Raw genomic sequence first — 25,301 nt, 5'->3', positions numbered from 1 at the left:
ACGTGGAGGAGTTGACGATGGCTTCGCTCTCCAATCAGGACCGGGCAGCGGCGATTACAATCCTCGATCAGTTGCGCGAGCGAATCGTTGCTGTCACCGGCGACGATCGCGAACGCCTGTTTCAGATGCGGCGATACATCCTCAAGCACCTGGAGTTCGACGAGCGTGGAACGCCGACCCAGCGCCGCAAGCTGAAAGAGGCGAAGCGGAAGAGTCAGCTTGGACTTTGCGCGTTGTGCCATACAACGTTGCCGGAACGCGGCGCGGAACTTGATCGTTTTCGTGCCATCGATGGGTATACTGCAAGAAACACCCAGCTGGTATGCCATAGCTGTCACCAGAAGGCTGAAGCAGAACGTGGATTCGCATGATGTTGAGGACCTGTTTCCTGAGATCTCCATCACTGATGATCAAGCGATAAGTATCGATAGAGCAGGGCGAGGGTGTTCGGCGACGCCGCGGATCTGTTGACGGACAAAGGTTTAGATTGAGTCTGCAAGCTGAACAGCAGTACAATCGACAGGGGACCGATGTTTACGATTAGCGACAGTGTTCATATCAATGCTCCGATCGAGAGATGTTTCCTGCTTTCGACCAACATTGAGTTGGTGGGAAAAACGCTGGGAATGAAGCCGATCGAAGGCAAGACCAGGGGAACGATTGCACCTGGAGACAAGCTGCTGTGGGCAGGATGGAAGTTCGGCTTTCCGCAGATGCATGAGACCCTCATTACCCAATACGAATCGCCTGTGTTTTTTCAGGACACGATGGGGAGGGGACGTTTCAAGCGGTTCCAACACGACCATCACCTCTTCTACATCGATGGACGCACAGTTTTGAACGACAAGATTCGGTTCACTCTTCCGCTTTCGTGGGCGGGGAGAATCGTCGCCCGTACGATCCTTGTGCCTTACATCTCCCGGGTGCTTCGGCGCAGGATGAAGCTGCTGAAAAAAGTAGCCGAGAGTCAGGAGTGGCGAAAGTATCTTCCGGAAGAAACACTAGCGGACTAAGGCTACGTCCCGATCTTCGATCCCAGGCACAACAAATTTAGTCTCCATCTGTTTAACCACTTCAAGTGCGGGAGTGGTTCTGTATGCATCTCACCCTTCTAGAGGTGTTCGATGAGGGCTGTCGTCCTGCATGAGTATGGTGGACCGGATAAGTTGAAGTATGAAGTTGTTCCAGACCCCGTTGCCGGCAGGGGTGAGGTGTTGGTGAGGGTTGTGGCCACCAGTATCAATCCGATCGACTACAAGATGCGGAGCGGAGAGGCGAAGCAGCACTTTCCGCTGGAGCTGCCCGCGATCATCGGACGAGATCTCTCAGGGATCGTTCGTGAGGTAGGCGAACGCGTGAGCGGCTTTGCGCCCGGCGACAAAGTGATGGGATTCGCGACAAAAACCTACGCTGAGCTGGTGGTAGTCAAAGCGACCGATCTCGCGCTCGTTCCGGAGAAGCTGGATCCCGTGCATGCGGCAGCACTGCCTCTGGTGGCACTGACTGGGGAGCAGCTGATTACTCGCGGCACGAAGATTCAATCCGGCCAGACCGTGCTGGTCTCCGGTGCAGTCGGCGGCGTTGGCCGGTCGGCGGTATGGGCCGCGAAGAAGGCCGGGGCTATCGTAATCGCGGGAGTGAGAAAGTCGCAGCTACAAGAGGCGGAGACCTTGAAGGCCGACCACATAGTCGCGCTTGATGACTCGGCGGCAATGGAGAAAATCGGATTTCTCGATGCGGTCGCGGACGCGGTTGGCGGCCAGACCGCGAACAAACTCCTGGCAAAGGTGAAACCGGGGGGAGTCTTCGCTTCGGTACTGGGGCCCCCGACAGATGCGAAGTTGCATCCCACGGTCAGGGTCGAGGCGGTTAAGGCCGTGCCAGACGCTAAAACACTGAGAACGTTGGCCGAAGACTTGGTTGCCGGACGGTTTGCCATTCCAATCGACAGGATGGTGCCGCTCGCCGAAGCGGGCGAGGCTCAGGCAGCTGCAGCAAAAGGTGGGATAGGAAAGATACTATTACTGGCGTAATCTATTTCTGTTACGCCAAGTACTGAAGAGTAAACGGTGACTGGGCCATGGACATGGAGACGATTCGACTAGAAAGCTGGATCGATGCACCGGTAGAACGATGTTTTCTGCTGTCCCTGAGTGTTGATCTTCATCTTGCATCGGCGCGTTCTTCCCGAGAGCAGGCAGTAGAAGGGGTGACGAAGGGTCTGATCAGCGAGGGCGAGACAGTAACCTTTCGCGGCCGGCATCTCGGTTTGAAACTGCGACACAAGAGCCGCATCGAGGTTCTGCGACCCTATTCGTACTTTCGTGACGTCATGGTTACGGGTGTCTTCTCACACTTTGAGCATGAACATCACTTCGCGGCCATGGATGACGGTACCCGGTTGCGCGACGAGATTCGATTCACCGCTCCCTGGGGCGCGATAGGACGGCTCGCGACGAAGATCCTGGTCAAGCGCCACCTCACGGCCTTCCTCATGGAGCGGAATGCCGGGCTCAAGCAGGTGGCAGAGTCCGAAGACTGGCACCGTTACCTCGATGGTCAATCCGTGACGATCGCGGTGGCTCCCAAAGGAAGTTCGGTGAAGCAGAGATGGGAAGCTAGCAGTCTGCTCCCTCGCTCGCAAAGTTGACCTTCCCAATAACTCGCTATGAATGCGTCGTTAGCGCCGACGGAAACTGTTGCGAATGGCGCGTGTACGGTCGGCCGTCGGGATCGGCTGCGCAGGCGCCGGGCCCTCTGGATAGAGAACCACAAAGCGTCTGGGGCCTTCGCCGGAAGAGGCCGTAGGCAATCCAGACTTGGTCAGGGCGAGGTGAAGCATCCGGCGTTCACGCGAAGTCATAGGCGGGAAGGAGTAGGGTCTGCCAGTGGCGCGAACCTGCTCGATGGCTGTCTCGGCAGCGAGATGGAGTTCCCGGTCGCGTTTGGCTTTGAAGCCTTCTGCGTCGAAGAAGATCAGGTCGTGTTCTTCGGGCTCGAGCCGGAGGATCTTGGCGGCAAGATGCTCGATGGCGTGGAGCAGCTCGCCGTTACGCGCAAGGAGAAGAGGAGTATCTGTGCCGGTAAACTCGACGCAAATCAAAGGCGACGGTTCGGAGCCGGAAGCGCCGGGTACGGCAGAGGAGTTCGCGCCGGTTGGAGTGTCAGCGTTGGGTTGCACGTGGCCGTTGCAGGCAAGGATGTGAGACTGCAAATCGAGACTTCCTATGTCTGTTAAAGTTTTCAGGAAGTCCGCGATCTTCTTCACTGCACGGCCCTGATCCATCAGGGGGTTCGTCATTTTCTTAAGACCGATTTCAAGGGAATGAAGTTTCAACCCCTGGTTATTTGATTCTCTCAAAGTATCGCTGCTTTGGGGTCGCGCTGCCCGACGATGGCGCGTTTATCGCACCAAACCTCATCGTTTTCCCGAAATGGTCGTCGGCGTTCCTGCCTTGCGGCGGGCTCGTTTGGCGGCGATCTCACGCATCTCACGGCCAAGGCTGGTGCGGTTCATCACAGATTGCTGCGCAATGCTGATCAGGTTGCCGATCGTCCAGTAGAGAGCCAGACCCGACGCGTAATTCCAGGTCATGTAACCCGACACCGCCGGCATCATGAACGCCATCATCTTCTGCTGCTGCGGATCGACGCCGGGTGAGGGCGTATAGAACTGCACCAGGAACTGACTCACGATCATCACGATCGGCAGGATGTGGTATGGGTCTGCGCTTGAGAGATCCGGAAGCCAGAACCAGTGCGCCTGGCGTAGTTCCACCACCTTGGGCAGCATGCTGAAGAAGGCGAACAGCAGCGGCATCTGGATCAACGTCGGAATACAACCCCCGAACATGTTCACGCCGTTATCCTTCTGCAGCTTCATGATCTCGACGTTCATCTCGTTGCGCTTCGGATCAGTCGCCTTGTACTTCTTGTAGCGCTCCTTGATCGCGTCCATCTGCGGCTGAATGCGCTGCATCTTCAGACCGCTCTGCATCGTCTTCACGCGCAGCGGCAGAATCAGCAGGTTGATCAACACCGTCAACAGCACGATCGACCAGCCCCAGTTCGACGTAATGTGGGCGTGGATGAACTGCAGCGAGAGGAAGAGATACTTGCCGATGGGCCCGAAGAAGCCGAAGTCCAACAGCGGCTCGAGCGAAATTGTATTGCCGGTCGCGTGAATGCCGCGCAAAACGTTCACTGCCTTAGGGCCAACATACACGCGGGTCTGAGTGCGGCCACTCGTGTCACCGAGCGCAGCACCGAGAACCGGCACCTCAATCGCTCCCTTGGCCGGCGCGCCGGATCCGAGCCCCGTCCGCCGAATTGTCTTGGCTACGTCCAGTTGGTTATGCAACATCGCCACAGTCGCGGTGTCTGGCGAATCCGGCAGGAAGATCGCTGCAAAGTAGGTATCGCTGGTACCGGCCCAGTCGAACGGTCCATTGAGCGTCTCGCCGCCCGAGACCTTCTTCGCGGCCAGGTGCTGCTCCTTCGCGTTCTGTGCGTAGTCAAGTTGCGCCCCCGCGTAGGCGGATGCATTGTCCTGGTCGCCAAACCCACCCGGCCAGTTGATCAGCGCGCGAACCGGTGCGCCGTTGCGCGTCACCTCAACATCGGCGTGCAGAACATAGGTCTCGTCAAACGAGAACGTCTTGCGAACCGTCGTCGCCCCGTCCGAGTAGTTGAATGTCAAACTCGCAGGAGCTGCCAGCGCCCCGCTAGCCGACGGCACATACAGTGCCTTACTCAAGCTCGCCGTCAACGCAGCATCATAGGTATACAGCGACAGCGGATATCCAAACTGCTGCGCAGCCTGCGTGTGCACCAGGTTCAGCGGCTTGCCGTCCGAGTCCTTATACTTCTTCAGAATCCAGCTCGACACCTGACCGCCGCGGTTGGTGAAGGTGATGCGGTAGAGCTCATTTTCGACCGTGGTGGTCGCTTCAGCAGGGGCCTGCACCGTCGGAACCCCGGAGGCCGCAGGAGCAGCTGCGGTTGAATTTGTCACTGCCGGGGAAGCCGGAGGCTGCGCGGGGGCTTGCGTTCCACCCACAGCTGCTGTGCTCTGGCTAACGTTAGGGGAGGCCGTCTGCGGATTATTCTTCGCGCGGAAGTACTGCAGGCCAAAGAAGACGGTGACCAGGACGAGCATCATGACGAGGAGCGATTTATTGTCGCCGCCGCCCTGTTGATTGGGGTTTTTGAACTCTGCCAAAAGAGACTTCCTATTCTTTGCTAAACGTAAGGCCGCCTCCGCAGACTTTGGAGACGCTACCTTTATGATAAATGGTCTGTGGAAATAGGTGCGGCCACGGTAGCCTTCGAGCTTCGCAGAGGCACCGGGTCCAGCCCGCCCTTAGCGAAGGGGTGGCACCTGCCGACGCGCCGAAGCGCCAGCCACGACCCCTTCACGACACCGAAGCGAACCAGCGCAACATAGGCATACTCCGAACACGTCGGAAGGTAGAGGCATTGACTCGGACTGAAGGCATGCAGCACCGGCGAAACGATCGTTTTGTAAAGGCCGTAGGCCACGCGGACGCCGAGACTGGGCTGAGGGTCCATCATCGGTTCACCGCGACCTGGAAGACATCGGCTGGACCGCGCCCTCTCTGGGCTGCCGTTCAGCCGCCCTCTGAATAGCGCGAAAGACGCTTGCCACCTCGCGCTCCAGGGTCGGATAGTCGAGATCGATGACGCTGCGGCGCGGGTGCAGAACCACATCGACCGGTGTGTTCAGTGTTGCAAGATTCTTGCGAACGGCTTCGCGCATCCGGCGCTTGATGCGGTTGCGGTCCACCGCCTTTCCCATCACCTTCCCCACCGTCAGCCCCACACGCGGACTCGACGCATCCGCATCCCGCAATGGAGTTCCATCGGCCCCAAGCTGAGGGCGAAGCGTAAAGAAGTAGCTCATCTGTTTCGCGAACTGTTTGCGGCTGGCCTTATACACGCGCTGGTAGTCGGCGTGTTTCCGCAGGCGAAAGATCGAATTTGGATTCGCGGTCATTGGCGTACAAGCAGACGGCTCGCTGTCTCCATCCTACAAGCTTCCCTTCTTTCCAGCGCCCTCAGCCGCCTCACCCTCTTCACGCAAAGAAGCCCGCCGGCCCGGCGAGCTTCTCGAGGGACGATCACCCTCTGCGTTCCTGCAAAAACAACCGCTACCTATTTCTTAGGGGTGGAGCTGCTGTCTCCACTCTTCACGTTTGTCTCTTGACCCGGTTTCTTCGTCGTCGTGTTGCCCTGGTTGCTGCCCTGCGACGGGTTGTTCCCTTGATTTCCCTGGTTTGGCTGATTCATGTTCTGTGCCATGACAATTCTCTCCTTTGTCGGCCGTCGACCACTATCTCAACGTTGCCGACAACCATTAAGAGACCTGCCGCGGCCGGATGGTTGCCCCAAAACAGATGCCTTACATGCTGGTAGATGTTGGTTTAGCCGATGCAATCCCGCCGCAGACGGAACTCATTTCGAATCTGAATGATGGACCTCGAAACCCAGAGCGGTGGCTATCAAAAGGCAAACACCATCGAACGAGAGCGATAGCTCTCCCCGATGGTCTTTGCAAACCACATATACTTCTTTCAGATTTTCTATTGCTTACGAGTTCCTGAGGAACCTGTATATCAAGCGCCCATCAAGACGCTGATCGGCTAACTGGCTCTAAGCAAAAAGACTAGTCGCGGAAACCGGCGCTGACGGCGATCTTGTGACGCCCCTTGGCACGGCGGCGGCTGAGGACAGCGGCACCCGCCTTGGTCTTCATGCGGGAAAGAAAGCCGTGGGTCTTGGCGCGGTGGCGACGGTTGGGTTGAAAAGTACGCTTCGGCATGACAAAAAACTCCTGCGCAGGGTAGAACACCTGCTCAAACTTTTAGGCTGTTGCAACAATCTCTGAGTATACCCGATCGGACGGGATTTTCACAGCCGTAATGCTGCGTCCTTTTGGCCACACGCTTCAGATAAGGTCAGTTGCCCGAAAACCAAGCTCATTGGCTCTCAGTGGCGCGTCTGAGATCATATGCGAGCGAGGAGCAGTCATGTCACGAGAACAGAAAGTCGCTGTGGTCGAAGCCTATTTGGATTGCTTTGCAACAAAGGACTTGTCCAAAGTGTCCTTTGCCGAAGACGTAACATTTGAAGGGCCGCGCATGCCAAAATTGACGGGTCGTGCAACCATACTCGGATTCCTTACGCAAATTCTCCCCGTGGTCAGGGGTATTCAGCTAAAGCAGCACATTGTCGAGGGAGATTATGTTGCAACCGTCTTCGACATGGAGACTGTTAATGGAGTGGATCACGTTTTTGACCGAATTCACATCGTAGATGGACAGATTAAAGCGATACATGCGTTCTATTACCCGGAGCAACCGCCTGAGGGACAAACCTAGTCGGCGGACTCTGCTGTCAAAGCCCAGTCATTGAAATCTGGAAACGCGCCGAGCGTTCCATAAAGGGTCCTTTGTGCCAGTGACGAACTTATTTTCAGCGAAGACTCTTGATCGGATCAGCCATCGAACTCCTTCGCAGCGACGATGGAATGCGATGGGGAGACGAAAGTTTCGAAATGAGACGACTCAACAAACTATCCTGTAAAAGAAAATCACTGCCACCAAAGGCGCGCACATGCACCGCAAAACAGACACACCGGATATCCTGATAGTGATATCAACCCACCACACAAAGAGACCGGATCGCGAATCTCTTAACACAAGAAACTTCGCATTAGTAGAGAAGAAACATCTGGGTCGCAACGTATTTTCTCCCTGCTACAGACGCTTGATTTCAGTTCTTCACTGGTAATGGTGCAACTTCCTTTTTTTGATGCGAAGGTCTGAAAAACGCCATCTTTTCCGTGCTACTATCGAACCCGATTCGCAACACGTTTTTCTGCAAGCCCAGCCGTCCCGCACTCTGCTTTACGTTGAACTACTCCTCTCCGCGGCCAGTGTTGCAACGGGTGCTCAGCGGAGAGAATTCTGGCAACACAGGGGCCGTCTTCACCTGTCCTCAGGGGCAGGGATGGACCTCTATTTGCTGCTTATCGTGTGAACCGCACGACTGAAAGAAGTGCCACGTCTGGTTTGGAACAGGAAACAAGACAAGGAAACTAAAGAATGTCATTCGTTCCGACGGCTACCGCCGTATTGAATTATTGGGTTCGTATTCTGGCTGCGCTTGAGAAGAAGATCAACCGCCAGTCTTACGAGACTTGGCTCAAGCCGACACGGTTCTCACATCTTGAGGGCAAAAAGCTCTTCGTGCGAATTCCCTCCACGGACTTTCAGCACATCGGCGATCGCTACGCCGACCTCATCCAGGAAGCTATTGACAACCTCGGACTGGACGTCGAGTCGGTCGCGTTCACCACACCCGAGCAGGACCCGCGCGCGCCCAAGGTCCGGGAAGACGGCGGTTTTGCGCCTCTGCCGAGCCACAGCCAAAACGCACCCAAGCAGCGCCTCGGCGGATCGACGAACTCAGTATCGGGGCCGACGCCCGAGCAGGCGCGATTTGACTGGAGCGCAGCCTCGCAGCTCAACCCGCGTTACCAGTTCGACGCCTTCGTCATCGGAAGCGGCAATCAGTTTGCATCGGCAGCGGCACAGGCCGTGGCAGAACGGCCTTCGAAGGCCTACAACCCGCTCTTCCTCTACGGCGGCGTCGGTATGGGCAAGACCCATCTGATGCACGCGATCGGCCACGACGTAAAACGCAGGCAGCCGCACGCCTCCATCAGCTACGTCAGCGGCGAAAAGTTCACCAACGAGATGATCAACTCGGTCCGCTACGACAAGATGACCGGCTTCCGCGACAAGTTCCGCAACGTCGACGTGTTGTTGATCGACGACATTCAGTTTCTCGCCGGCAAGGAGCGCACCCAGGAGGAGTTCTTCCATACCTTCAACACGCTGCACGAGAGCATGAAGCAGATTGTCATTGCCAGCGACCGGCCTCCGAAAGAACTCGCCGACTTTGAAGATCGCCTGCGGTCACGTTTTGAGTGGGGCCTGATCGCCGACATTCAGCCGCCGGATCTCGAGACCAAGGTTGCGATTTTGCAGAAGAAGGCAGAGAGCGAACAGACGCAGCTTCCCACGGATGTCGCGATGTTTATCGCCTCGAACGTGCGGACGAACGTGCGCGAGCTCGAGGGCGCGCTGGTGCGGCTGATCGCCTGGTGCAGCATGCATGGCGTCGAGATCACGCTTGCCGTAACGCAGCAGTGCCTGAAGCAGTTCATCGATACGCAGGTCCGCAAGATTACGATTGAGACGATTCAGCGCACTGTAGCTGAGCAGTTCGGCATGCGGGTCGCGGAGTTGAAGCAGAAAAACAACTCCCGACAGATCGTGGTGCCGCGGCAGATTGCGATGTTCCTGGCCAAGCAGTTGACGGAGGCTTCCCTGCCCGAGATCGGGCGGCAGTTTGGCGGTAAGCACCACACGACCGTGATGCATTCGATCTCGAAGATCGACGAACAGCGCCGGGCTGACAAGGACCTGAACCGCACCATCAACAAGCTGATGGAGACATTGAGCTAACCCCTGCGTCCTGCCGGACGGGCCTCCTACGCGGAGCGCGGTCACTTCGTGACGCGTATACCGGTCTAGGCAGGATCGGCGGCATCGGTCCTCCCGTTGGTCGGCACGATCTTCCCCCGACCAACGGGAGGACCAAGCGAAGCGGTATACAAGTCACGAAGTGACCGCCCCACGCGCAGTGGGCTCGTCCGGCAGGACAGTCCCCCAAAAAATAGTTCAAAAACGTGGCGTACTTTTAGCAGCCAAAAAACACGCTGCTAGCCCACCACGTCCACCACGCAAACCACCACGTTCTCACCACCAAAACACCACGACAAAAACACCATTTTCCTCAAAAATCCCAATTAAAATGCCTTTCCACCAGCGCCGGAAAAAAATCTACTTCCGAAGATATTTTTCTGGAATCGGATTGGTCGGGGACTCGGAATCCCAGAAGATGTTGACCACCCAGTAGCGATCCCCGTCCTTCAACAACTGAAAGCTATTGATCCCCCGAATAAAAGGAGTGGGATCATCAGCGTTATGGCGAGACTCGTAAGTACTCCAAACCTGAACGATATTGCCGAACTGCTCGATCTCATTGTGAATAGAGCGCTCAAAGAATCCATTAGTAGTCATCCGCCCCTGACTGCGAGAGATATAGCCGTCAATCGTAAGAACAACCGCGTCACTACGCCCACTAGCAGCTGACGTCGTTGCAGGAATAAGGCGCGCATCAGGAATAAAGAGCGAGCGCATACGGTCCCAGTCACGCGCCTGGCCCTTGGGGCCAGAGATCACGCTGTAGACAGCATTGAGAATCGCTTCGGGTGATTTCACGTCGTCGGGTTTGGCCTGCGGCCAGTCGGTTCTCGTTGCGATGGAACCGATCAACGTAGGAGGAGTTGATGGCTGCGCCGGGGCCGCAGAGGTCTGCGCATGCGCGAGAGTTGCGAGAGATAAGGACAGCAGGGTAGCGACGATTCGGTTCGCTGGCTTCACGGAAGCTCCTTGAGTAACAGACCTACTTTACTAAGGTCAGAGAGATTCTGGTTAATCACGAATGAAGCTGTTGCGGAGTTGGAGGATCAAGGCATAGCCTTGGGAGCATGCGAAAGACCTTTCTTTTCCTTGGAGCTTTGTGCGCGGCGATGTGCGCGTATGCCCAATCAATGCCGGCGGAGCACCACCATCATCACGATGATGCGGATCGGACGCTGGGACGGGTTTCGTTTCCGACGTCGTGTGCGGCGCGGTCGCAGGGGCCGATGGAGCATGGTGTGGCTTTGCTGCACTCGTTTGGATACACCCAGGCCGAGATGCAGTTTCGTGCGATCGCGAAGGATGACCCGGGATGCGCGATGGCGCACTGGGGTGTGGCAATGACGAAGTACCAGGAGCTTTGGGGAGAGCCAGAGTCCGCAGCGCTGAAGACCGGCGAGGAGGAGATGGCCGAGGCTCGGAGGCTGGCTGCGCCTCCTGCAGTGGTGACGACGCGCGAGCAGGCCTATATCGGGGCTTTGAGCGCGTTCTTCGATCCTAAAGATGCGACGTTTCAACAGAGGGCAGATGCATATGAAACGAAGATGAATGCGCTCCACGCAGCTTATCCCGACGATGTGGAAGGGGCGGCGTTCGACGCATTGGCGATCCTCGCCGCGGAGTCACCGATAGATACCTCGTTGAGTCATGAGCATGAAGCGCTGGCGATTCTGATCCCTTTATTCGAGGCGCATCCAGACCATCCAGGGCTCGCGCACTACATCATTCATACTTGCGATACTCCGGCGCTGGCACCGGAGGGTCTGCAGGCGGCGCGAGAGTACGCGAAGATTGCGCCTGCGTCGGCCCATGCGCTGCATATGCCGGGTCACATCTTTGCGCGGCTGGGAATGTGGCAGGAAGATATCAATTCGAACGTGGCTTCGGTGAAGGAGTCGGAGAAGGCAGAGGCCGCGGGCCAACCGGGGGCCGCGCATCAGATGCATGCGAAGGAGTTCCTGATCTATGCGTATTTGCAGGTGGGGCAGGATCAGAAAGCTAAGGAGCTGACCTACGACATGCGGTCGGTCGGCAACCGGATGGAGGCCATGCCGGGCATGGACGACATGAAGCATGGCGGGAATCGCCTGGACAACGAGGTGCGAGCAGTATACGGCATTGAGATGCATGACTGGAAGACTCTGGCTGCCGAGGCCCCGGCACCGGGTTCGAAGGAGTATCTGAAGTTCGATACGTACTGGGGCCAAGGCGTAGCGGCGGGACACCTGAAGAATGCAAAACTCGCCGCTTCGGCGCTGACGGAGTTCGATAAGGCAGTTGAGGCGCTGAAGAAATCTCCTTATGCGTCGCGCATCAGCTCGATGGAGGTGGAGAGGAATGAGATGGTGGGTTGGCAGGCGTTCGCAGAGAACAAGCCGGAGGAGGCTGCAACGGCAATGCGCAAGGCCGCCGACCAGCAGGACAAGCTGGGGCAGGGCGAGGTGGATATTCCAGCGCGGGAGATGCTGGGTGATCTTCTGATGATGGAAAAGAGACCGGGTGAGGCGCTGGTGGAGTACAAGATGGCCCTGAAGCTTAGCCTGAACCGGCTGAACGGGCTGCTGAGCGCTGGGATGGCTGCGGAGAAGGACAAGAAGCCGGAGGAGGCGCGTGCGTTCTACACGGCGGCGGCTCGGCAGACGGACTTTGGCAAGACCAGCCAGAGGACGGATGTGGCGCATGCGGTAAAGATGGCTGGGGCAGCCGAGACTGCGATGAACAACTAGTAGTGCACCCTTGAGAGTCGCGACACTCAGGGCGTCGAGGGCGGCTCGGCGCGGGTGAAGGTGTAAGCGTCGCGGAATTTGAAGTCTTCGCCGGGGCGGCGGGTCTCCTTGCGATAGGTGTAGAGGTTGCGGCGCAGGGTGAGTGTGATTCGGACGTCTACAGGCCTGTCGTTCTCTTTGCCATGACCGGTGAGGATGAGGGTGCCACGGCCAAGCTTGGAGAAGTCCTCGAGCCCCTGAAGAGTGTAGATGTCAGTGGATTTATCGCGATCGGAGGTGAAGGTGATCTTTGCAGCGATTGGGTCCAGGGTGACGGTTGTGAATTCGCGAACGGTCTTCGATGGACCGTCGTCGTAGATGTAGTTGAACTGAAGGGCCCTTTGGTCGGCGGTTTCGGTGATGGTCAACCAGGTTGGGAGGAAGACCTGGGCGTTGCTCTGGAAGTCGCGATACTCCAACTGGCCTGTCCACTTGCCTAAGAAGTTGGCGTTTAGATCTTTTGCTGGCGTCTGAGTAGGAGCCGGGGTGGGAAGACAGAAGAGAGCGATGGCGAGGAGCGACGCAGCGAGTTTCGTCGGGAGCTTTAGGATCATTGAGGTTTTCTTTCTGTTGCGATCTGCGATGCGGGGGTGAGTGAGGTACGGGAACACCGCTGGGAAGTTCCCCTCTTTTCTTTCACCAGGTGATGTAGACGCCTTTGCGAATCCATTGAGGGCTACCGATCTGCTGCATCATGAAGTCGGCTACGTCCTCCCGAGAGATGCGGCTGCCGTTTGGGGGCAAGGCGTCGCCGTCTATGCGATAGGCGCCGCGGCCGGGCGTGTTGGTGAGCATGGGAGGCATCACCATGGTCCAGTCGAGGCTGCTGTGGGAGAGATTGTTCCATTGTGAGATCTGCGACGCCACGGGCCACTTGAGGAGGGTGTTGTAGACGATGTTCTGGACGATCCAGCGACGCCAGGCGGGCTGCTTGTCGAGCGAGGTGGAGAGCGCGCCGGCGGACCCAAGAACGATGATGCGGCGGACAGGCTTGGCCTGAGTTTCGGTGTCCTGCATCGCGGCGATGATCTGCGGGATGGCGCGCTCGAGGACGTCTTCCTTCTTGAGGGAGTTTGCGCCAAGCGCTGACAGGACTATGTCGGCGCCCGCGATGGTTTGACGCACGGGCGCAGGGTCGAAGGCGCTGCCTCGGACGATCTTGAAGTTCAGGGGCTCCCGAGCGCCTGGAGACGCAGGACGTGTGAAGAGGAAATGGGGAGGCGGGGTGGACCGGAACAGCGCTGTGACCTCGTAGCCGGCGAGGATGCAGCGCTGTGTGAGGAGTTTTCCGGTGGCACCACTGGCTCCGAAGAGAGCGATCTTCATGCTGGCTCCTTTGGGTTCGGGACTGATTATCCTCTGGCATGAGACGCAGGTGTGAAAAAAGTGGTTGGGGTAAATGCATGATTCTGTTTTATTTGGTGAATATTCCCACGGTTGAGGATGAGTCTTCTCGCAAGTTTAAAGGTGTGGCTGTGAGGAAGTGGGATAAGAGGGCGGTTGATCATACGAGCGGAGCTAGTCTTCCTTAACTTACGCTTTAGGCTGGCCGGTTTTCTAAAACAGGACGCTGGCATAAACACCTATTTATGAGATCGATGGGATAGATATCCACTTTTCAAGCGAGAACGGTTACTGCTACTAGTATTTGTCTCTTTTTCTTTTGTTTCTTAGAAGCAGTAATCGCCGTTGATGGAAAGTTTTGGCTGGTTTCGGCATCGCACACAACGACCGTGGTTTCCACAAAGAAATCTGTCGCGCTGGAGGGCGTTTCACCCCTAGAATCAAGCAGACGTTGAGCGGCCGAGATGCATCGCGAGTTCGATTCGGTGTACAGTTTGGCCAGCACCAACTACGAAGATGGAGACAAAACTGTGACCAGTGCGACCCAGGAGCCCGAGATGACTTTGCCGACCGAGACGAGCGCAGCCCCAACCGGCAACCTCGAGATCACAGTTTCCCGTGCGGAGTTGCTGCGAGAGTTGACCGCTGCACAGAGCGTGGTCGAGCGGAAGACGACGATTCCGATCCTGTCGAACTTTCTGTTCGAGGCGACGCAGAGCGAGGGCGGCGACCGGTTGACCATTACCGCGACGGATCTCGATCAAAGTCTGCGGACAAGCTGCGCGGCCAAGGTGAAGAAGGCGGGGGCTTGCACAATTCCGGCGCGGAAGCTGTACGACTACATCAAGCTGCTGCCTGAGGGCGAGATCTCGATCAAGCTGATGGACAATCACTGGGTGCAGATCCGGGCGGGCCGGTCGAATACGAAGATGGTCGGGATGGCGCGGGCGAACTTTCCGCAGGTGCCGGAGTTTCCGGCTAGCGGCGCGGTGAAGATCTCGGTTCCTTCGCTGAAGAACATGGTTTCGAAGACTATCTTCGCGATCTCAAACGAAGAGTCTCGCTACACTTTGAATGGGGCGCTGCTGGTTCTGAAGGCAGAGAGCATGGCCATGGTTGCGACCGACGGGCATCGGCTGGCGCATATCGAGAAGCTGGGGGAGACGTTGGATGGCGTGTCGGGCGAGAAGAAGACGCTGATTCCGCGCAAGGCGCTGAGTGAACTCTCCTCTCTGCTAGGCTCGACCGAAGCTGAGACGCTAGAGTTTGGCGATGACGATCAGACCCTGTTCTTCCGGGTTGGTGGGCGTGTGCTGACCAGCCGCAAGCTGACCGGGCAGTTTCCGAACTATGAGGCGGTGCTGCCGCGCGATAACAACAAGTTTGTGATCGTCCGGTGTGAAGATCTGATGGGTTCTATTCAGCGTGTGGCGCAGTTTGCGGATGAGCGAAGCGGCGCCATCAAGATTCGGCTGGAGCAGAATGAGCTGAAGCTTTCGTCGTCGAGCACAGATGCGGGTGAGTCGGAAGATACGATTGAGACGCCCTATAACTACGATCCGCTGGTGGTGGGGTTTAACAGCCAGTATCTTATCGATTTTTTGAAGGCTATTGGCAACACGGGCGAGGTACGTCTGGAGTTCAAGGATGCACAGAGCGCGGGGCAGATGCGGCCCGAAGATGCGAATGAGGATGTGAAATACAGATACATCCTAATGCCCATGAGAATCTGACTTTGAGCGAGTTTGAAGATTGTAAAAAATAACCCATAAACTGGCCATTTGGCCAGTTTATGGGTTATTTTCATGCTGTTTCAAATAGCTTGGACCTGCCACCACATCTCATTCGAAAGCGACTCGGCGGAAGCTATGCAACGTCTTAGTCAGCATGGGGGGCTTGACCGAGAAACCTTTTTGAAGGGAAACAACAAGCGACAGCCAACGTAAAATGGGTTATGAGTTCAACCGATGCGGCCGAACCGCCCGTAAAAGGCGGTTCCGACCGCCAACCCTTTCGCTTCAACTTTGAAAACACCTACGCTCGGTTGCCTAAAGGCTTCTACTCGCGATTGGATCCTACCCCTGTTCGTGCTCCGCGCCTGGTCAAGATAAATGTGGAGTTGGCCGTGAAGCTTGGGCTGGATCCTGACGCTCTGATAAGCCCTGAAGGTGTCGAGATATTTGCTGGCAACCGCGTGGCTGAAGGATCTGAACCTCTGGCGATAGTCTATGCCGGACATCAGTTCGGACATTTTGTGCCTCAGCTGGGTGACGGCCGCGCCAATCTGCTGGGAGAAGTGGTGGGGCGTGACGGCATACGCTACGACATCCAACTCAAGGGCTCGGGGCCTACACCCTACTCCCGGCGCGGCGACGGCAGAGCCGCTCTGGGTCCGGTCTTGCGTGAGTTCATTCTGAGCGAGGCCATGGCGGCGCTGAACGTGCCGACCACCCGGGCACTTGCTGCGGTGACGACGGGCGAACAGGTGATGCGCGAAGAGGTCATGCCTGGAGCCGTGCTGACGCGAGTGGCGGCGAGCCACCTTCGTGTGGGCACCTTCCAGTACTTCGCTGCACGGGGTGATACGGAAGGGACACGAATTCTGGCGGATTATGCGATCGCGCGACACTATCCTGAGGCTGCAGAGACGAAACAGCCTTACCGGGCGTTGCTGAATGGAGTGGTTAGTCGACAAGCACAACTGGTCGCACAATGGATGCTCCTCGGTTTTATCCATGGCGTTATGAACACCGATAACACTTCTATCTCGGGTGAAACCATCGACTACGGACCCTGCGCTTTTATGGAGGCGTACGATCCGGCCATGGTGTTCAGCTCGATCGATCACCAGGGACGCTATGCCTATGGCAACCAGCCCCCTGCAGCACACTGGAACCTGACACGCCTGGCTGAGACCTTGCTGCCCATTCTGGAGCAGGAGACGGGAAGCGAGGCGAACGCGCTGGTTTCGGCTAAGGAAGCGCTTGCCGGCTTCATAACGCAGTACGAGGCGGCTCGCGTCGCTGGTCTGCGCCGTAAGCTGGGCCTGTTTACAGAGAGTGATGGAGATGCGGCGCTGGCACAGGATCTGCTGGACCGCATGGCCGCCAACCGCGCAGACTTCACCCTTACTTTTCGACGACTTTGCGATGTCGTGGACGGATCGGAAAGCGAGGAAGGAGCGCGCTTGTTGTTCGATGAACCAACAAGCTATGACAAGTGGGCTACTGGATGGCGTCAGCGCATGGAAGTGGAGCCTATACCCGCATCGACCCGCGCTGCGGCCATGCGAATCGCAAGTCCGGCATTTATGCCGCGCAATCACCTGGTGGAGGCAACGCTGAATGCCGCGGTGGAGCGGCAAGACTTCCAGCCATTTGAGGAACTGCTGGACGTAGTGTCACGGCCATACGAGAACAGGCCAGATCTGAAAAAGTATGCCACCCCCGCACGCCCTGAGGAGCGCGTCAGTCAGACCTTCTGCGGAACATAAGCGACGGATAGCGATCGCCTCAGCTTACGGGCCTTGGCGGAGAACGCCGCGGCGTGCCCACCTTTGTTTTCAGCGTGTTCAAGAGCGTCGGCGATTTTCCTCCGCGTTGGTACAGATCGATGCCAAAGAGGTGTAGTTCATAGCGGCGATTCGTTTTTCTGGAGTTGTGCGTATGCATGTTTTAGCACCGCGGCTGATGCTTCGAGAGACTTTTGTTCGACTTCATTGAGGCGTAATTCGAGGACAGTCTCGACACCGCAGTTGCCTACTATGCAAGGCGTGCTTAGTGAGACTTCTTTAAGGCCGTACTGGCCGGTCATCATAGTTGAGACTATGAGAACAGAACGCTCGTCTCGGAGGATAGCCTCGCAAATACGAGTGACACAGGCGGCGATAGCAAAGCAGGTGTTGCCTTTGAGTGCGGCGACCTCCGGGCCGGCGTGGCGAACACTGATCAGAAGTTCTTCCTGAGATGGCAGCGTGTCGACGCCAGGATATTGAGCGAGGGGGATGCCAGCGACCTGAGCCGCGCTCCACACCGCGACCGAAGAATCTCCATGTTCGCCGATTACGGCGGCGTGGACTGAGCGTGCATCGACGTTAAGCTTCTCACCGAGAATGTGGCGGAGACGCTCTGTGTCTAAAAGCGTTCCGGTGCCTATGACCTGGCTAACGGGCAATCCCGATTCTGTTTGAGCAATGTAAGTGAGGACATCCAGAGGGTTCGTGGCGATAATAAGTACGCCGTCGAATCCCTCTGCCATGAGCTTGGCGATGCAGCTACGAACGATAATGGCGTTGCCTGCCAGCATGTCGAGTCGTGAACCGCTGAACTTTCCTGGCGTGCCTACGGTGATGATCGCAATGGCGCTTGCGGCTGCGTCCTTGTAGGTGCCAGCGAAGATCTTCACGGGGGTGCCGAGCGGGACGGCTTGCTGTAGGTCGAGAGCTTCCCCGTGTACAAGGTTTTCGGTGTCACCAATTAGGACGATCTCGCGTGCGAGGTGGTTTTGAAGCAGGGCATAGGCGCAGCTGGTTCCTACGTGGCCGCAACCGATGACGGTGATGCGCGTGCGGTGAGAGGGCATGGGCTTCCTTTGCAATGAGCGTGGGTGATCGGGCCCGATTGTGCGCAGTTTATCGCATGCCGGTTATTGGCGCAGTTCGACTTCGGTGGCACCCTGTCCGCCTTGATTCTGCGGCGGCTCGGTGACGGTCGTGACGTGAGGATGATTGCGGAGGTATTCACGCAGGGTTCGGCGCAGGATGCCCATGCCGGTGCCGTGCACAATACGAATGCGCGGCAGGCCGGCGAGGAAGGCGCGGTCGAGGAAGCGTTCCACCTCTGTCTGAGCTTCGTCTGCGGTGCGGCCGATGACGTTGATCTCGGAGGTCATGTAGTCGGTGTCGTTGTTGGCTGTGGCAACGGTGATGCCTCCGCGTTTTCGCGCGGCTTCGAGCGGCGTGACTACGTTTACAGACTCGACCTCCGCTATGTCGTCTATGGCGGCACGCATCTTCATCGGCCCCATCGACACTTCGAAGTTTTTTGTGTCGATGACCCGGTCTACTCTTGCCTGACGGCCGAGCGACTTGAGTTTTACGAGATCACCGACCTTGATGCCCTTGGGGATGTGGGGTTGGGCGGCTGGGTCGTTCTTATCCGCGCGCGTTGTGTGGGCCACGACGGTGGAGTTGAACTGCTCGGAGAACTCGCGACGGAGTGTGGCCATGCGGCGGTCGGAGTCGCGAGCGATCTTTTGGGCAAGAGCCTTGTCGTCAATGGCTTTTACGGTTTCGCGGAGTTGGTAGGCGAAGTCTTCGAGGAGAGAGCTGAGTTTGGCTTCGAGCTCTTTAGTGCGGGTCTTTTGTTCAACCCGGCCTTCGACTTCGACCCGAGCCTTTTCGCGGGACAGCTCGCGTTCGCGAAGCTGCAAGGTTTCGCGCTCGGCTGCAGCTGCGGTGAGCTGGTTGTGGAGTTGGTCGAGAAAGGCGCCGATGTCAGCGGTCTGCGTGGTCATCTGGGCGCGGGCTGCGGTGATGATTTCGGGGGCAAGGCCTAGTCGTGCTGCGATGTTAAGACCCGCAGAGGCTCCCGGCACACCGAGGCGCAACTCGTAGGTAGGGGTGAGGGTCTGCTGATCGAAGCCGACGGCTGCGTTGAGGACGCCCGGGTGATTGGCAGCGTAGACCTTCAGGGAGGTGAGGTGAGTCGTGATGCAACACCATGCATTGAGCTTGAGAAAGTGAGTGGCGATGGCGACTGCGAGCGCGGCACCTTCTTCGGGATCTGTAGCCGAGCCCAGTTCGTCGAGCAGGACAAGCGAATCTGAGGTCGCTTCCCGCGAGATCCGATCGAGATTGACGACGTGGGCGGAGAAGCTGGAGAGATTGCGCTCGATGGATTGGGCGTCGCCTATGTCAGCGTAGATGCTTTTGAAAAGTGGAAGATTCGCCTCTTCGGCGGGAACAGGGATGCCTGCCTGGGCCATCAGTGCGAGAAGGCCGAGGGTCTTGAGAGAGACGGTTTTTCCTCCGGTGTTGGGGCCGCTAATAATAAGCTGTTTGGCTTCGGCAGGAAGAATGATGGTGAGCGGAACTGGCGCGGTGGGTTCGATGCCTTCGACCACGGCGTCAGCGCGCATGCGCAGCTCCAGCAAAGGATGGCGAGCGGCCGTAAGCGCTAGCTCCTGCGTGAAGTTTGGGCGGGAGCAGTTGAGGGTCTCGGCGAAACGAGCGCGAGCATGGTGCGATTCGACCTCCGCAAGAATGCACGCGCCGAGATGAATCGCTGCGGAGTTTTGACCGAGAGCGTGCGTCATCGCGACGAGAATGCGGTGTATCTCCGATTGCTCTTCATCAAGGAGCCGGACAAGCTCGTTGTTCTGCTCGATGGTCTCGAGTGGCTCGACGAACACGGTCTGTCCGGAGGAGGACGAACCGTGAACGACGCCAGGGACTTTGCGCTTAAATTCGGATTTTACCGGGATGACGAAGCGGTCGCCGCGGATGGTAATGAGATCTTCCTGCGTGCTGCCGCCTTCGCTAAGGGTTTGCAGGGATCTGCGGAGGCTTGCTTCGATGGCGCGGTACTGGCGCTCCATCGCGCGTCGGATGCGATTGAGTTCGGGGGAGGCGTCGTCGTTGAGGCTGCCGTCGGGTTCGATCTTGCCGCGCAGGACGCGAAGGAGTGGCGCGAGGTCGTAGGCGAGCAAAGGCGCGGAGAATGCGGCGATTCCTGGCCACTCATAGCGGGTCCCATTTGGGGGAGGGTCGATGAGGTTGCGCCACGCTGCGACGCGTTCCACGACGGCGAGGAGATCACGAATCTCGGTGGACTCGAGGGCAGCGCCTTCGATACGGGCTTTGTCGAGAAGAGTGGTGGGATCGAAGAGTCCGCGGAAATCGAAGCTGCCGCCACGAGTGAGCATAGCGCGCAGCTCGGCGGTGCGTTGCTGCTGCTGGTCGATCCAGGCGAGGTCGGCGCAGGGCTCGAGTGCGAGAATCCAAGCGCGACCAAGGGGGGAGAAGGTACGACCGGCGATGTACTCGCGGAGGCGTGGCCACTCCAAGGCAGCAGCGCTCGCTTCGCGTAGAGGGGAGGGGATGATCGGCAGTAGCTCTGGTGAATTCACTCTCTTTATCGTACCCTCGCAGGGAACTGCTGATCGAACCTATGCGTAGCAACGAGAGCGCAGGGCCGGCGCCTTGAGAGGTTGGAGGTGTGAGATGGTCTGTCAGGCATGTGGATCTCCCGTCGTCGATGGTGTTCATTTTTGTGCGAAATGCGGGGCGCAGGTCGCTGCTGCTCAACCGATGTATGCTGCTTATCCGCAGCCACCGATGCCTATAGCGGTTCCCCGGGTACAGCGGAATCTGCAGACGCTTGGAGTGCTTTGGTGTGTTTTTGGAGCGTACCGGATTATCGGCGGGTTGATGGGAATGTTTTTTCTGCGGGCATTTGCGTTCCGCAACTTCGGCGGGTTCGACTGGCCGTTCAACAACCATAGTGGCCTCGAACACTCCTGGATGACAGCGTTGTTTCCCCTGATCGCAGCTTATACGGTGGTTATGGCTGCGTTGGCAGTCCTGGTAGGGTATAGCCTTTTGACGCGGCGGCCCTGGGGGAGGACGTTCGCCATCGTCGTCGGAATCTTGACTTTGTTGAAGCCGCTATTTGGAACCGCGCTGGGGATCTATACCTTGTGGGTGCTGGCCCCAGGGGCTTCTGGTCTGGAGTACGATGCGATCGCGGATCGAACCTGAAGGTCGGACGTAAACTGGAATCATGAACTTTCCTGCTACACGGCTACGGCGTTTACGCAGAACCGAGGCGATGCGGTCTCTGGTTCGCGAGACTCATCTGCATCCTGGCGCGCTGATCTACCCACTATTTATCTGTCCTGGCGAAGGAATACGCAAAGAGATCAGCTCGATGCCCGGGGTCTTCAACTTGTCGATCGATGAAGCGATGAAGGAAGCCCAGGCCTGCGCTTCGCTGGGGCTTGGCGGGTTGCTGCTGTTCGGTCTGCCGTCCGAAAAAGACGAAGAGGCCACCGGGGCATGGGCTGAAGACGGCATCGTTCAGCAGGCGCTCCGATCGATGAAGAAGAATGGGGCGCTTGATTCCCTGGTGACAATCGCTGACGTTTGTTTGTGTGAGTACACCTCGCATGGCCACTGCGGCGTCGTGGCGCGGGATGGGGATCACTACGAGATTCAGAATGACTCGAGTGTCGCGCTGATCGCGAAGACAGCAGCTTCGCTGGCCAAGGCAGGCGCGGATATTGTCGCACCTTCAGACATGATGGATGGTCGCGTAGAGGCAATTCGAGATGCTCTCGATGCGGGCGGCCACGAACAGACTCCAGTGATGAGTTATGCGTCGAAGTTCGCCTCGGCGTTCTATGGGCCGTTCCGTGAGGCGGCTGATTCTGCTCCGCAGTTCGGGGACCGTCGCAGTTACCAGATGGACGGTGCGAATCTGCGAGAGGCTATGCGCGAGATCGACCAGGATATCGCGGAGGGTGCGGATATGTTGCTGATGAAGCCCGCGATGCCGTATCTCGATGTGATTCGCGAGGCGCGGGAACGATACGATCTGCCGATGGGCGCCTACCAGGTGTCTGGTGAGTACTCGATGCTGCACGCCGCATTTCAGCGCGGATGGCTGGAGCCGGAGCGGACGATGATGGAGTCGTTGCTTTCGATTCGGCGGGCTGGTGCTGACTTTATCGTGACGTATTTCGCGAAGGATGCAGCGAAGGTGCTCGCGTAGCGACCGATTTCGTCAGGCTGAGCAGTGGCTAAGGCGAGTTAATGGGATCTTCGAAGCTGTCGGGAGGAAGTTGAGTGATGATCGCCTCCTCACCGAAACGGGCGCGTAGCTGGGCCAGTGTTGTGTCTTGCTGCATGGGTGGAGCGTAGCGAATGTTGTAGTTCGCGATGGTACTCGCTACTAAGTAGAGCTTAGCCCCTGGAATCACGCGCCAATAGCTCTCGCGGGTCTTCTGCACCCCGTGCGCTCGATCGCGCTCCAACTCTGCCTGCTGATAGCGTGCGGCACGTTCGAGGAAGATGCCCTCCAGCTTTCCATCCTGATCTAGAAACCAGTCGACTAGTTTTCCACGATAGAGAATGCCCGCGGCGAGAGCATCGATCTCGACGTCGAAGTCCTGCTGATTGCGCGGCAGGGAACGTGTGGTGAAGAGCAGCTCCCACTCCGAGACATACGTGAGAAGAAAGTCATCGCAGAAGCGCTTCAACAGCCGGTGCATGCGCTGGTTGGTGCTGTAGTCGCCGTAGCGTGAGACGATCAGGCCTGACGCCCATCCCTCCAGCGCGCAAAAGAGCCACAGCAAAGAGAGGAAGCGGCCCTGCTCAAGAAACGCACGCAGATAAGAATCGGCCAGATGGGCTCTCGCGGTGAGAGGATTCGGCGGGGTAAGTTCGGGGCCAGGAAGAAGTGAACGAAAGACGATGCGATAGGCCTCGGCCTTGGAAGGTCCGATCGATAGATTCGGCAGGTTGCCCAACGGTGTGTGCACTAGCAGGATCCACGAGAGAACAAAGGGCACGATCGTAACGAGCAACGAGAAGACGACCTCTTCGGTGCGGGTGCGCTGGTATCTTCTTGCCGGAATGTAAGCAGAGAAGAAGAGCCGGTAGATGACCCCCGGCGCTAGCAGGTAGCCGATCAGCAGAAATCCCGCGACCAGCGCACTCATAGTCTAGGCGGGCTTGCGGACGATGCGGAAGCGGTGGCCTCGGTCGTCAGTGAAGAGGGCTACCCCGGTTTCAGCCAGATCGCGCCGTACAGCGTCAATCTTCTCGGTGAGGGTGGTCTCCGGGGAAGGAGGCGAATCGGCATCCTCCTCTAAAACGCTGTTGCGAAGTGCGCTTGTCAGCCGGGCTACATTGCTAACCATCGAAACGTTTCTCCCTGATTCGATTATCTAGCCTGTGTCAAGGAGTTTCGCCGAAACTTCGCCTCGCGACACTCCTTCGTTACCTATCGATCGACGTGATACAGGATGCATCATCGTCTTTTCCGATGCGCCTCAACTTCTCTTCGCGAGAATCAGTGTCCTTGGCGTGCTGTCGATGGCTCAACGCTTGAGGGTAAAATTGAAACTGTTTGAGTTCCGAGATCCTATGGAGTGTTCCCTTGGCAGATACGATTTTCGACTTAGTAGTGCTTGGCGGCGGACCCGCCGGATATACCTGCGCAATCCGCGCGTCGCAATATGGCCTGAAGGCCGCGCTGATCGACGCCAATGACCGGCTGGGAGGAACATGCCTGCTCTGGGGATGCATTCCCACCAAATCGATGCTCTTCTCCGCCGAACTCTGGGATCACCTGAAGCATGCCGACCGATACGGCATCGAAGTGACGCCGCCCAAGCTCAACTGGAAGGGCGTCCTGGCGCGCAAAGACGACGTGATCTCGCGTCACGTCAAGGGTCTCGACTTCCTGATGAAGAAGAACAAGATCAATGCCATTAAGGGTTACGGTCGTTTGACGGGCCCCGCGAAGGACGGCGTCCACACCATCGAGGTGAGGACGGCTGATGGCAAAACCGACACCATCAAGGCCAAGAAAGTTGTGCTGGCAACCGGTTCTGACGCTCGTATGCTCCCCGGCTACGAAGCGGACACGACGATTCTGACGAACTACGAAATATTGAAGATCGACGCAGCCCCCAAGTCGTTGGTGGTCGTGGGATCCGGCGCAGTTGGGGTCGAGTTCGCTTCTATCTTCAAAAGCTTCGGAGCGGAGGTGACGATACTCGAAGCGTTGCCCCGCATGGTGCCCGCGGAGGATGAAGACGTCAGCAAGGAGTTGCTGCGCCTCTTCAAGAAACGTGGCGTCGATGTCCACCTGTCAGCGAAGGTCGACAAGTTCGAAAAGAATAAAGATGGCGTGTTGGTTCACTTCACGAAGTCTGACGGAACGGGCGAGACCAAGCAGGCCGAGAAGGTGCTGGTCGCAGTTGGCCGGGCTCCGCGGACCTATGATGTAGGTCTCGACAAGGTGAAGATCACTCCGGACCGTGGCTTCATTGTCACCAACGAATGGATGGAGACGACCGAGCCTGGCATCTACGCAATCGGAGATATCGTCGCCGGGCTGCCTCAGTTGGCCCATGTCGGGAGTATGGCCGGACTCGTCGTTGCGGCAAGAATCGCTGGCAAGTTCGCCAAGCCGGTAAACCGCACCCGTATCCCGGGCTGCACCTACTGCGATCCTCAGATTGCGAGCGTCGGCCTTACAGAGGCGCAGGCAAAGGAGAAAGGCTTCCAGGTCAAGGTCGGCAAGTTTCCGTTCGTCGGCAACTCCAAGGCTACGATCCTCGATGCGCACGATGGCTTCGTCAAGGTCGTCTCGGATGCGAAGCACGGCGAAATTCTCGGCGTCCACATCATCGGCACTACCGCGACAGAGATCATCGCCGAAGCCGTCACTGCAATCGAGCTCGAGGCCACGATTGAAGAGATGATGTTCACCATCCACGCGCATCCGACGGTGGCTGAGGCCCTCCTTGACGGCTTCTCGAGCGTTGAAGGTATGGCCGTCAACGTCTAGCCCGAATCATTGTTGAGACAGCAGCCGGGCGATCTGGC

Annotated in this window: 25 protein-coding genes; 12 read left to right on the top strand and 13 right to left on the bottom strand. The window is 57.7% G+C overall.

Features of this window, described 5'->3' with window-relative positions:
- Positions 1-17 precede the first annotated feature (17 nt).
- The 4 genes from RBB81_RS05060 to RBB81_RS05045 all read left to right on the top strand — a co-directional run bounded on the left by RBB81_RS05060 (position 18) and on the right by RBB81_RS05045 (position 2,650).
- A complete protein-coding gene (locus RBB81_RS05060; RefSeq protein WP_353072930.1) occupies positions 18-371 on the top strand; it encodes a hypothetical protein in 354 nt (117 codons plus the stop codon).
- A gap of 159 nt (positions 372-530) precedes the next feature.
- On the top strand, positions 531-1,013 hold the full coding sequence (locus RBB81_RS05055; protein WP_179580786.1) for an SRPBCC family protein: 483 nt from the start codon (positions 531-533) through the stop codon (positions 1,011-1,013).
- 111 nt (positions 1,014-1,124) lie between these two features.
- A complete protein-coding gene (locus tag RBB81_RS05050) occupies positions 1,125-2,033 on the top strand; it encodes an NADP-dependent oxidoreductase (protein WP_183790678.1) in 909 nt (302 codons plus the stop codon).
- Between the two features lie 176 nt (positions 2,034-2,209).
- Entirely contained in the window at positions 2,210-2,650 is a 441-nt protein-coding gene (locus RBB81_RS05045) for an SRPBCC family protein (RefSeq protein WP_179580784.1), read from the top strand.
- A 30-nt stretch (positions 2,651-2,680) separates the two neighbouring features.
- Here the strand turns inward: RBB81_RS05045 and RBB81_RS05040 are convergent, their stop codons facing one another.
- The 6 genes from RBB81_RS05040 to rpmH all read right to left on the bottom strand — a co-directional run bounded on the left by RBB81_RS05040 (position 2,681) and on the right by rpmH (position 6,841).
- Positions 2,681-3,301, bottom strand: coding sequence for a protein jag (locus RBB81_RS05040; RefSeq protein ID WP_353072929.1), 621 nt, complete (start codon positions 3,299-3,301; stop codon positions 2,681-2,683).
- A gap of 117 nt (positions 3,302-3,418) precedes the next feature.
- Positions 3,419-5,221, bottom strand: a complete 1,803-nt coding sequence (gene yidC, locus RBB81_RS05035; RefSeq protein ID WP_353072928.1) for a membrane protein insertase YidC — start codon at positions 5,219-5,221, stop codon at positions 3,419-3,421.
- 62 nt (positions 5,222-5,283) lie between these two features.
- Positions 5,284-5,574 (bottom strand): membrane protein insertion efficiency factor YidD, encoded by a 291-nt coding sequence (gene yidD, locus RBB81_RS05030; RefSeq protein ID WP_353072927.1) that lies wholly within the window; start codon positions 5,572-5,574, stop codon positions 5,284-5,286.
- A 4-nt stretch (positions 5,575-5,578) separates the two neighbouring features.
- The gene (gene rnpA, locus RBB81_RS05025) at positions 5,579-6,016 is read right to left on the bottom strand and encodes a ribonuclease P protein component (RefSeq protein WP_353072926.1); all 438 of its coding nucleotides are present in this window, start codon (positions 6,014-6,016) and stop codon (positions 5,579-5,581) included.
- Positions 6,017-6,174: 158 nt separating this feature from the next.
- Entirely contained in the window at positions 6,175-6,321 is a 147-nt protein-coding gene (locus RBB81_RS05020) for a hypothetical protein (RefSeq protein WP_353072925.1), read from the bottom strand.
- 364 nt (positions 6,322-6,685) lie between these two features.
- On the bottom strand, positions 6,686-6,841 hold the full coding sequence (gene rpmH, locus RBB81_RS05015) for a 50S ribosomal protein L34 (RefSeq protein ID WP_123490004.1): 156 nt from the start codon (positions 6,839-6,841) through the stop codon (positions 6,686-6,688).
- Between the two features lie 208 nt (positions 6,842-7,049).
- On the opposite strand from rpmH, the gene RBB81_RS05010 reads away from it, so the two are divergent.
- Both RBB81_RS05010 and dnaA read left to right on the top strand, forming a co-directional pair.
- On the top strand, positions 7,050-7,400 hold the full coding sequence (locus tag RBB81_RS05010) for a nuclear transport factor 2 family protein (protein ID WP_179580774.1): 351 nt from the start codon (positions 7,050-7,052) through the stop codon (positions 7,398-7,400).
- 726 nt (positions 7,401-8,126) lie between these two features.
- Positions 8,127-9,554, top strand: coding sequence for a chromosomal replication initiator protein DnaA (gene dnaA, locus RBB81_RS05005; RefSeq protein WP_183790685.1), 1,428 nt, complete (start codon positions 8,127-8,129; stop codon positions 9,552-9,554).
- A 378-nt stretch (positions 9,555-9,932) separates the two neighbouring features.
- On the opposite strand, the gene RBB81_RS05000 is transcribed toward dnaA, so the two are convergent.
- Positions 9,933-10,535 carry a hypothetical protein gene (locus RBB81_RS05000; RefSeq protein ID WP_183790687.1) on the bottom strand — a complete coding sequence of 201 codons (603 nt, stop codon included), beginning with the start codon at positions 10,533-10,535 and terminating at the stop codon, positions 9,933-9,935.
- Positions 10,536-10,642: 107 nt separating this feature from the next.
- On the opposite strand from RBB81_RS05000, the gene RBB81_RS04995 reads away from it, so the two are divergent.
- Positions 10,643-12,301, top strand: coding sequence for a tetratricopeptide repeat protein (locus tag RBB81_RS04995; RefSeq protein WP_353072924.1), 1,659 nt, complete (start codon positions 10,643-10,645; stop codon positions 12,299-12,301).
- A 26-nt stretch (positions 12,302-12,327) separates the two neighbouring features.
- On the opposite strand, the gene RBB81_RS04990 is transcribed toward RBB81_RS04995, so the two are convergent.
- Positions 12,328-12,894, bottom strand: a complete 567-nt coding sequence (locus RBB81_RS04990; RefSeq protein WP_353072923.1) for a hypothetical protein — start codon at positions 12,892-12,894, stop codon at positions 12,328-12,330.
- Positions 12,895-12,976: 82 nt separating this feature from the next.
- Positions 12,977-13,666, bottom strand: a complete 690-nt coding sequence (locus RBB81_RS04985; RefSeq protein WP_353072922.1) for an NAD(P)-dependent oxidoreductase — start codon at positions 13,664-13,666, stop codon at positions 12,977-12,979.
- 575 nt (positions 13,667-14,241) lie between these two features.
- Here RBB81_RS04985 and dnaN point away from each other — a divergent pair.
- Together dnaN and RBB81_RS04975 are read left to right on the top strand one after the other, a co-directional pair.
- Complete coding sequence (gene dnaN / locus RBB81_RS04980) at positions 14,242-15,417, top strand: DNA polymerase III subunit beta (protein ID WP_353073897.1); 1,176 nt, start codon at positions 14,242-14,244, stop codon at positions 15,415-15,417.
- A gap of 221 nt (positions 15,418-15,638) precedes the next feature.
- On the top strand, positions 15,639-17,177 hold the full coding sequence (locus tag RBB81_RS04975) for a protein adenylyltransferase SelO (protein ID WP_353072921.1): 1,539 nt from the start codon (positions 15,639-15,641) through the stop codon (positions 17,175-17,177).
- Positions 17,178-17,314: 137 nt separating this feature from the next.
- On the opposite strand, the gene RBB81_RS04970 is transcribed toward RBB81_RS04975, so the two are convergent.
- Both RBB81_RS04970 and RBB81_RS04965 read right to left on the bottom strand, forming a co-directional pair.
- Complete coding sequence (locus RBB81_RS04970) at positions 17,315-18,265, bottom strand: L-lactate dehydrogenase (RefSeq protein WP_179580760.1); 951 nt, start codon at positions 18,263-18,265, stop codon at positions 17,315-17,317.
- 63 nt (positions 18,266-18,328) lie between these two features.
- Entirely contained in the window at positions 18,329-20,812 is a 2,484-nt protein-coding gene (locus RBB81_RS04965) for an endonuclease MutS2 (RefSeq protein ID WP_353072920.1), read from the bottom strand.
- A 94-nt stretch (positions 20,813-20,906) separates the two neighbouring features.
- Here RBB81_RS04965 and RBB81_RS04960 point away from each other — a divergent pair, with 94 nt between their 5' ends.
- The gene (locus tag RBB81_RS04960) at positions 20,907-21,443 is read left to right on the top strand and encodes a zinc ribbon domain-containing protein (RefSeq protein WP_179580758.1); all 537 of its coding nucleotides are present in this window, start codon (positions 20,907-20,909) and stop codon (positions 21,441-21,443) included.
- A gap of 22 nt (positions 21,444-21,465) precedes the next feature.
- Entirely contained in the window at positions 21,466-22,455 is a 990-nt protein-coding gene (gene hemB / locus RBB81_RS04955) for a porphobilinogen synthase (RefSeq protein ID WP_179580757.1), read from the top strand.
- A gap of 28 nt (positions 22,456-22,483) precedes the next feature.
- Here the strand turns inward: hemB and RBB81_RS04950 are convergent, their stop codons facing one another.
- Both RBB81_RS04950 and RBB81_RS04945 read right to left on the bottom strand, forming a co-directional pair.
- Entirely contained in the window at positions 22,484-23,404 is a 921-nt protein-coding gene (locus RBB81_RS04950) for a hypothetical protein (protein ID WP_179580755.1), read from the bottom strand.
- Positions 23,405-23,407: 3 nt separating this feature from the next.
- On the bottom strand, positions 23,408-23,605 hold the full coding sequence (locus RBB81_RS04945; protein ID WP_353072919.1) for a hypothetical protein: 198 nt from the start codon (positions 23,603-23,605) through the stop codon (positions 23,408-23,410).
- Between the two features lie 239 nt (positions 23,606-23,844).
- Between RBB81_RS04945 and lpdA the strand changes: the two genes are divergently transcribed.
- Positions 23,845-25,263 carry a dihydrolipoyl dehydrogenase gene (gene lpdA, locus RBB81_RS04940; protein WP_353072918.1) on the top strand — a complete coding sequence of 473 codons (1,419 nt, stop codon included), beginning with the start codon at positions 23,845-23,847 and terminating at the stop codon, positions 25,261-25,263.
- Positions 25,264-25,301: the final 38 nt, after the last annotated feature.

This window comes from Tunturibacter gelidoferens (assembly GCF_040358255.1).
GTDB lineage: Bacteria > Acidobacteriota > Terriglobia > Terriglobales > Acidobacteriaceae > Edaphobacter > Edaphobacter gelidiferens.
The sequence above is the reverse complement of the archived record's forward strand: the minus strand, read 5'-3'. Positions and strand labels throughout refer to the sequence as shown.

Coding starts and splice junctions, on each gene's coding strand:
- RBB81_RS05060 (WP_353072930.1), top strand. CDS start 18: ATGGCTTCGCTCTCCAATCAGGACCGGGCAGCGGCGATTACAATCCTC.
- RBB81_RS05055 (WP_179580786.1), top strand. CDS start 531: ATGTTTACGATTAGCGACAGTGTTCATATCAATGCTCCGATCGAGAGA.
- RBB81_RS05050 (WP_183790678.1), top strand. CDS start 1,125: ATGAGGGCTGTCGTCCTGCATGAGTATGGTGGACCGGATAAGTTGAAG.
- RBB81_RS05040 (WP_353072929.1), bottom strand. CDS start 3,301: ATGACGAACCCCCTGATGGATCAGGGCCGTGCAGTGAAGAAGATCGCG.
- yidD (WP_353072927.1), bottom strand. CDS start 5,574: ATGATGGACCCTCAGCCCAGTCTCGGCGTCCGCGTGGCCTACGGCCTT.
- rnpA (WP_353072926.1), bottom strand. CDS start 6,016: ATGACCGCGAATCCAAATTCGATCTTTCGCCTGCGGAAACACGCCGAC.
- RBB81_RS05020 (WP_353072925.1), bottom strand. CDS start 6,321: ATGGCACAGAACATGAATCAGCCAAACCAGGGAAATCAAGGGAACAAC.
- rpmH (WP_123490004.1), bottom strand. CDS start 6,841: ATGCCGAAGCGTACTTTTCAACCCAACCGTCGCCACCGCGCCAAGACC.
- RBB81_RS05010 (WP_179580774.1), top strand. CDS start 7,050: ATGTCACGAGAACAGAAAGTCGCTGTGGTCGAAGCCTATTTGGATTGC.
- dnaA (WP_183790685.1), top strand. CDS start 8,127: ATGTCATTCGTTCCGACGGCTACCGCCGTATTGAATTATTGGGTTCGT.
- RBB81_RS04995 (WP_353072924.1), top strand. CDS start 10,643: ATGCGAAAGACCTTTCTTTTCCTTGGAGCTTTGTGCGCGGCGATGTGC.
- RBB81_RS04990 (WP_353072923.1), bottom strand. CDS start 12,894: ATGATCCTAAAGCTCCCGACGAAACTCGCTGCGTCGCTCCTCGCCATC.
- RBB81_RS04985 (WP_353072922.1), bottom strand. CDS start 13,666: ATGAAGATCGCTCTCTTCGGAGCCAGTGGTGCCACCGGAAAACTCCTC.
- dnaN (WP_353073897.1), top strand. CDS start 14,242: ATGACTTTGCCGACCGAGACGAGCGCAGCCCCAACCGGCAACCTCGAG.
- RBB81_RS04975 (WP_353072921.1), top strand. CDS start 15,639: ATGAGTTCAACCGATGCGGCCGAACCGCCCGTAAAAGGCGGTTCCGAC.
- RBB81_RS04970 (WP_179580760.1), bottom strand. CDS start 18,265: ATGCCCTCTCACCGCACGCGCATCACCGTCATCGGTTGCGGCCACGTA.
- RBB81_RS04960 (WP_179580758.1), top strand. CDS start 20,907: ATGGTCTGTCAGGCATGTGGATCTCCCGTCGTCGATGGTGTTCATTTT.
- hemB (WP_179580757.1), top strand. CDS start 21,466: ATGAACTTTCCTGCTACACGGCTACGGCGTTTACGCAGAACCGAGGCG.
- RBB81_RS04950 (WP_179580755.1), bottom strand. CDS start 23,404: ATGAGTGCGCTGGTCGCGGGATTTCTGCTGATCGGCTACCTGCTAGCG.
- RBB81_RS04945 (WP_353072919.1), bottom strand. CDS start 23,605: ATGGTTAGCAATGTAGCCCGGCTGACAAGCGCACTTCGCAACAGCGTT.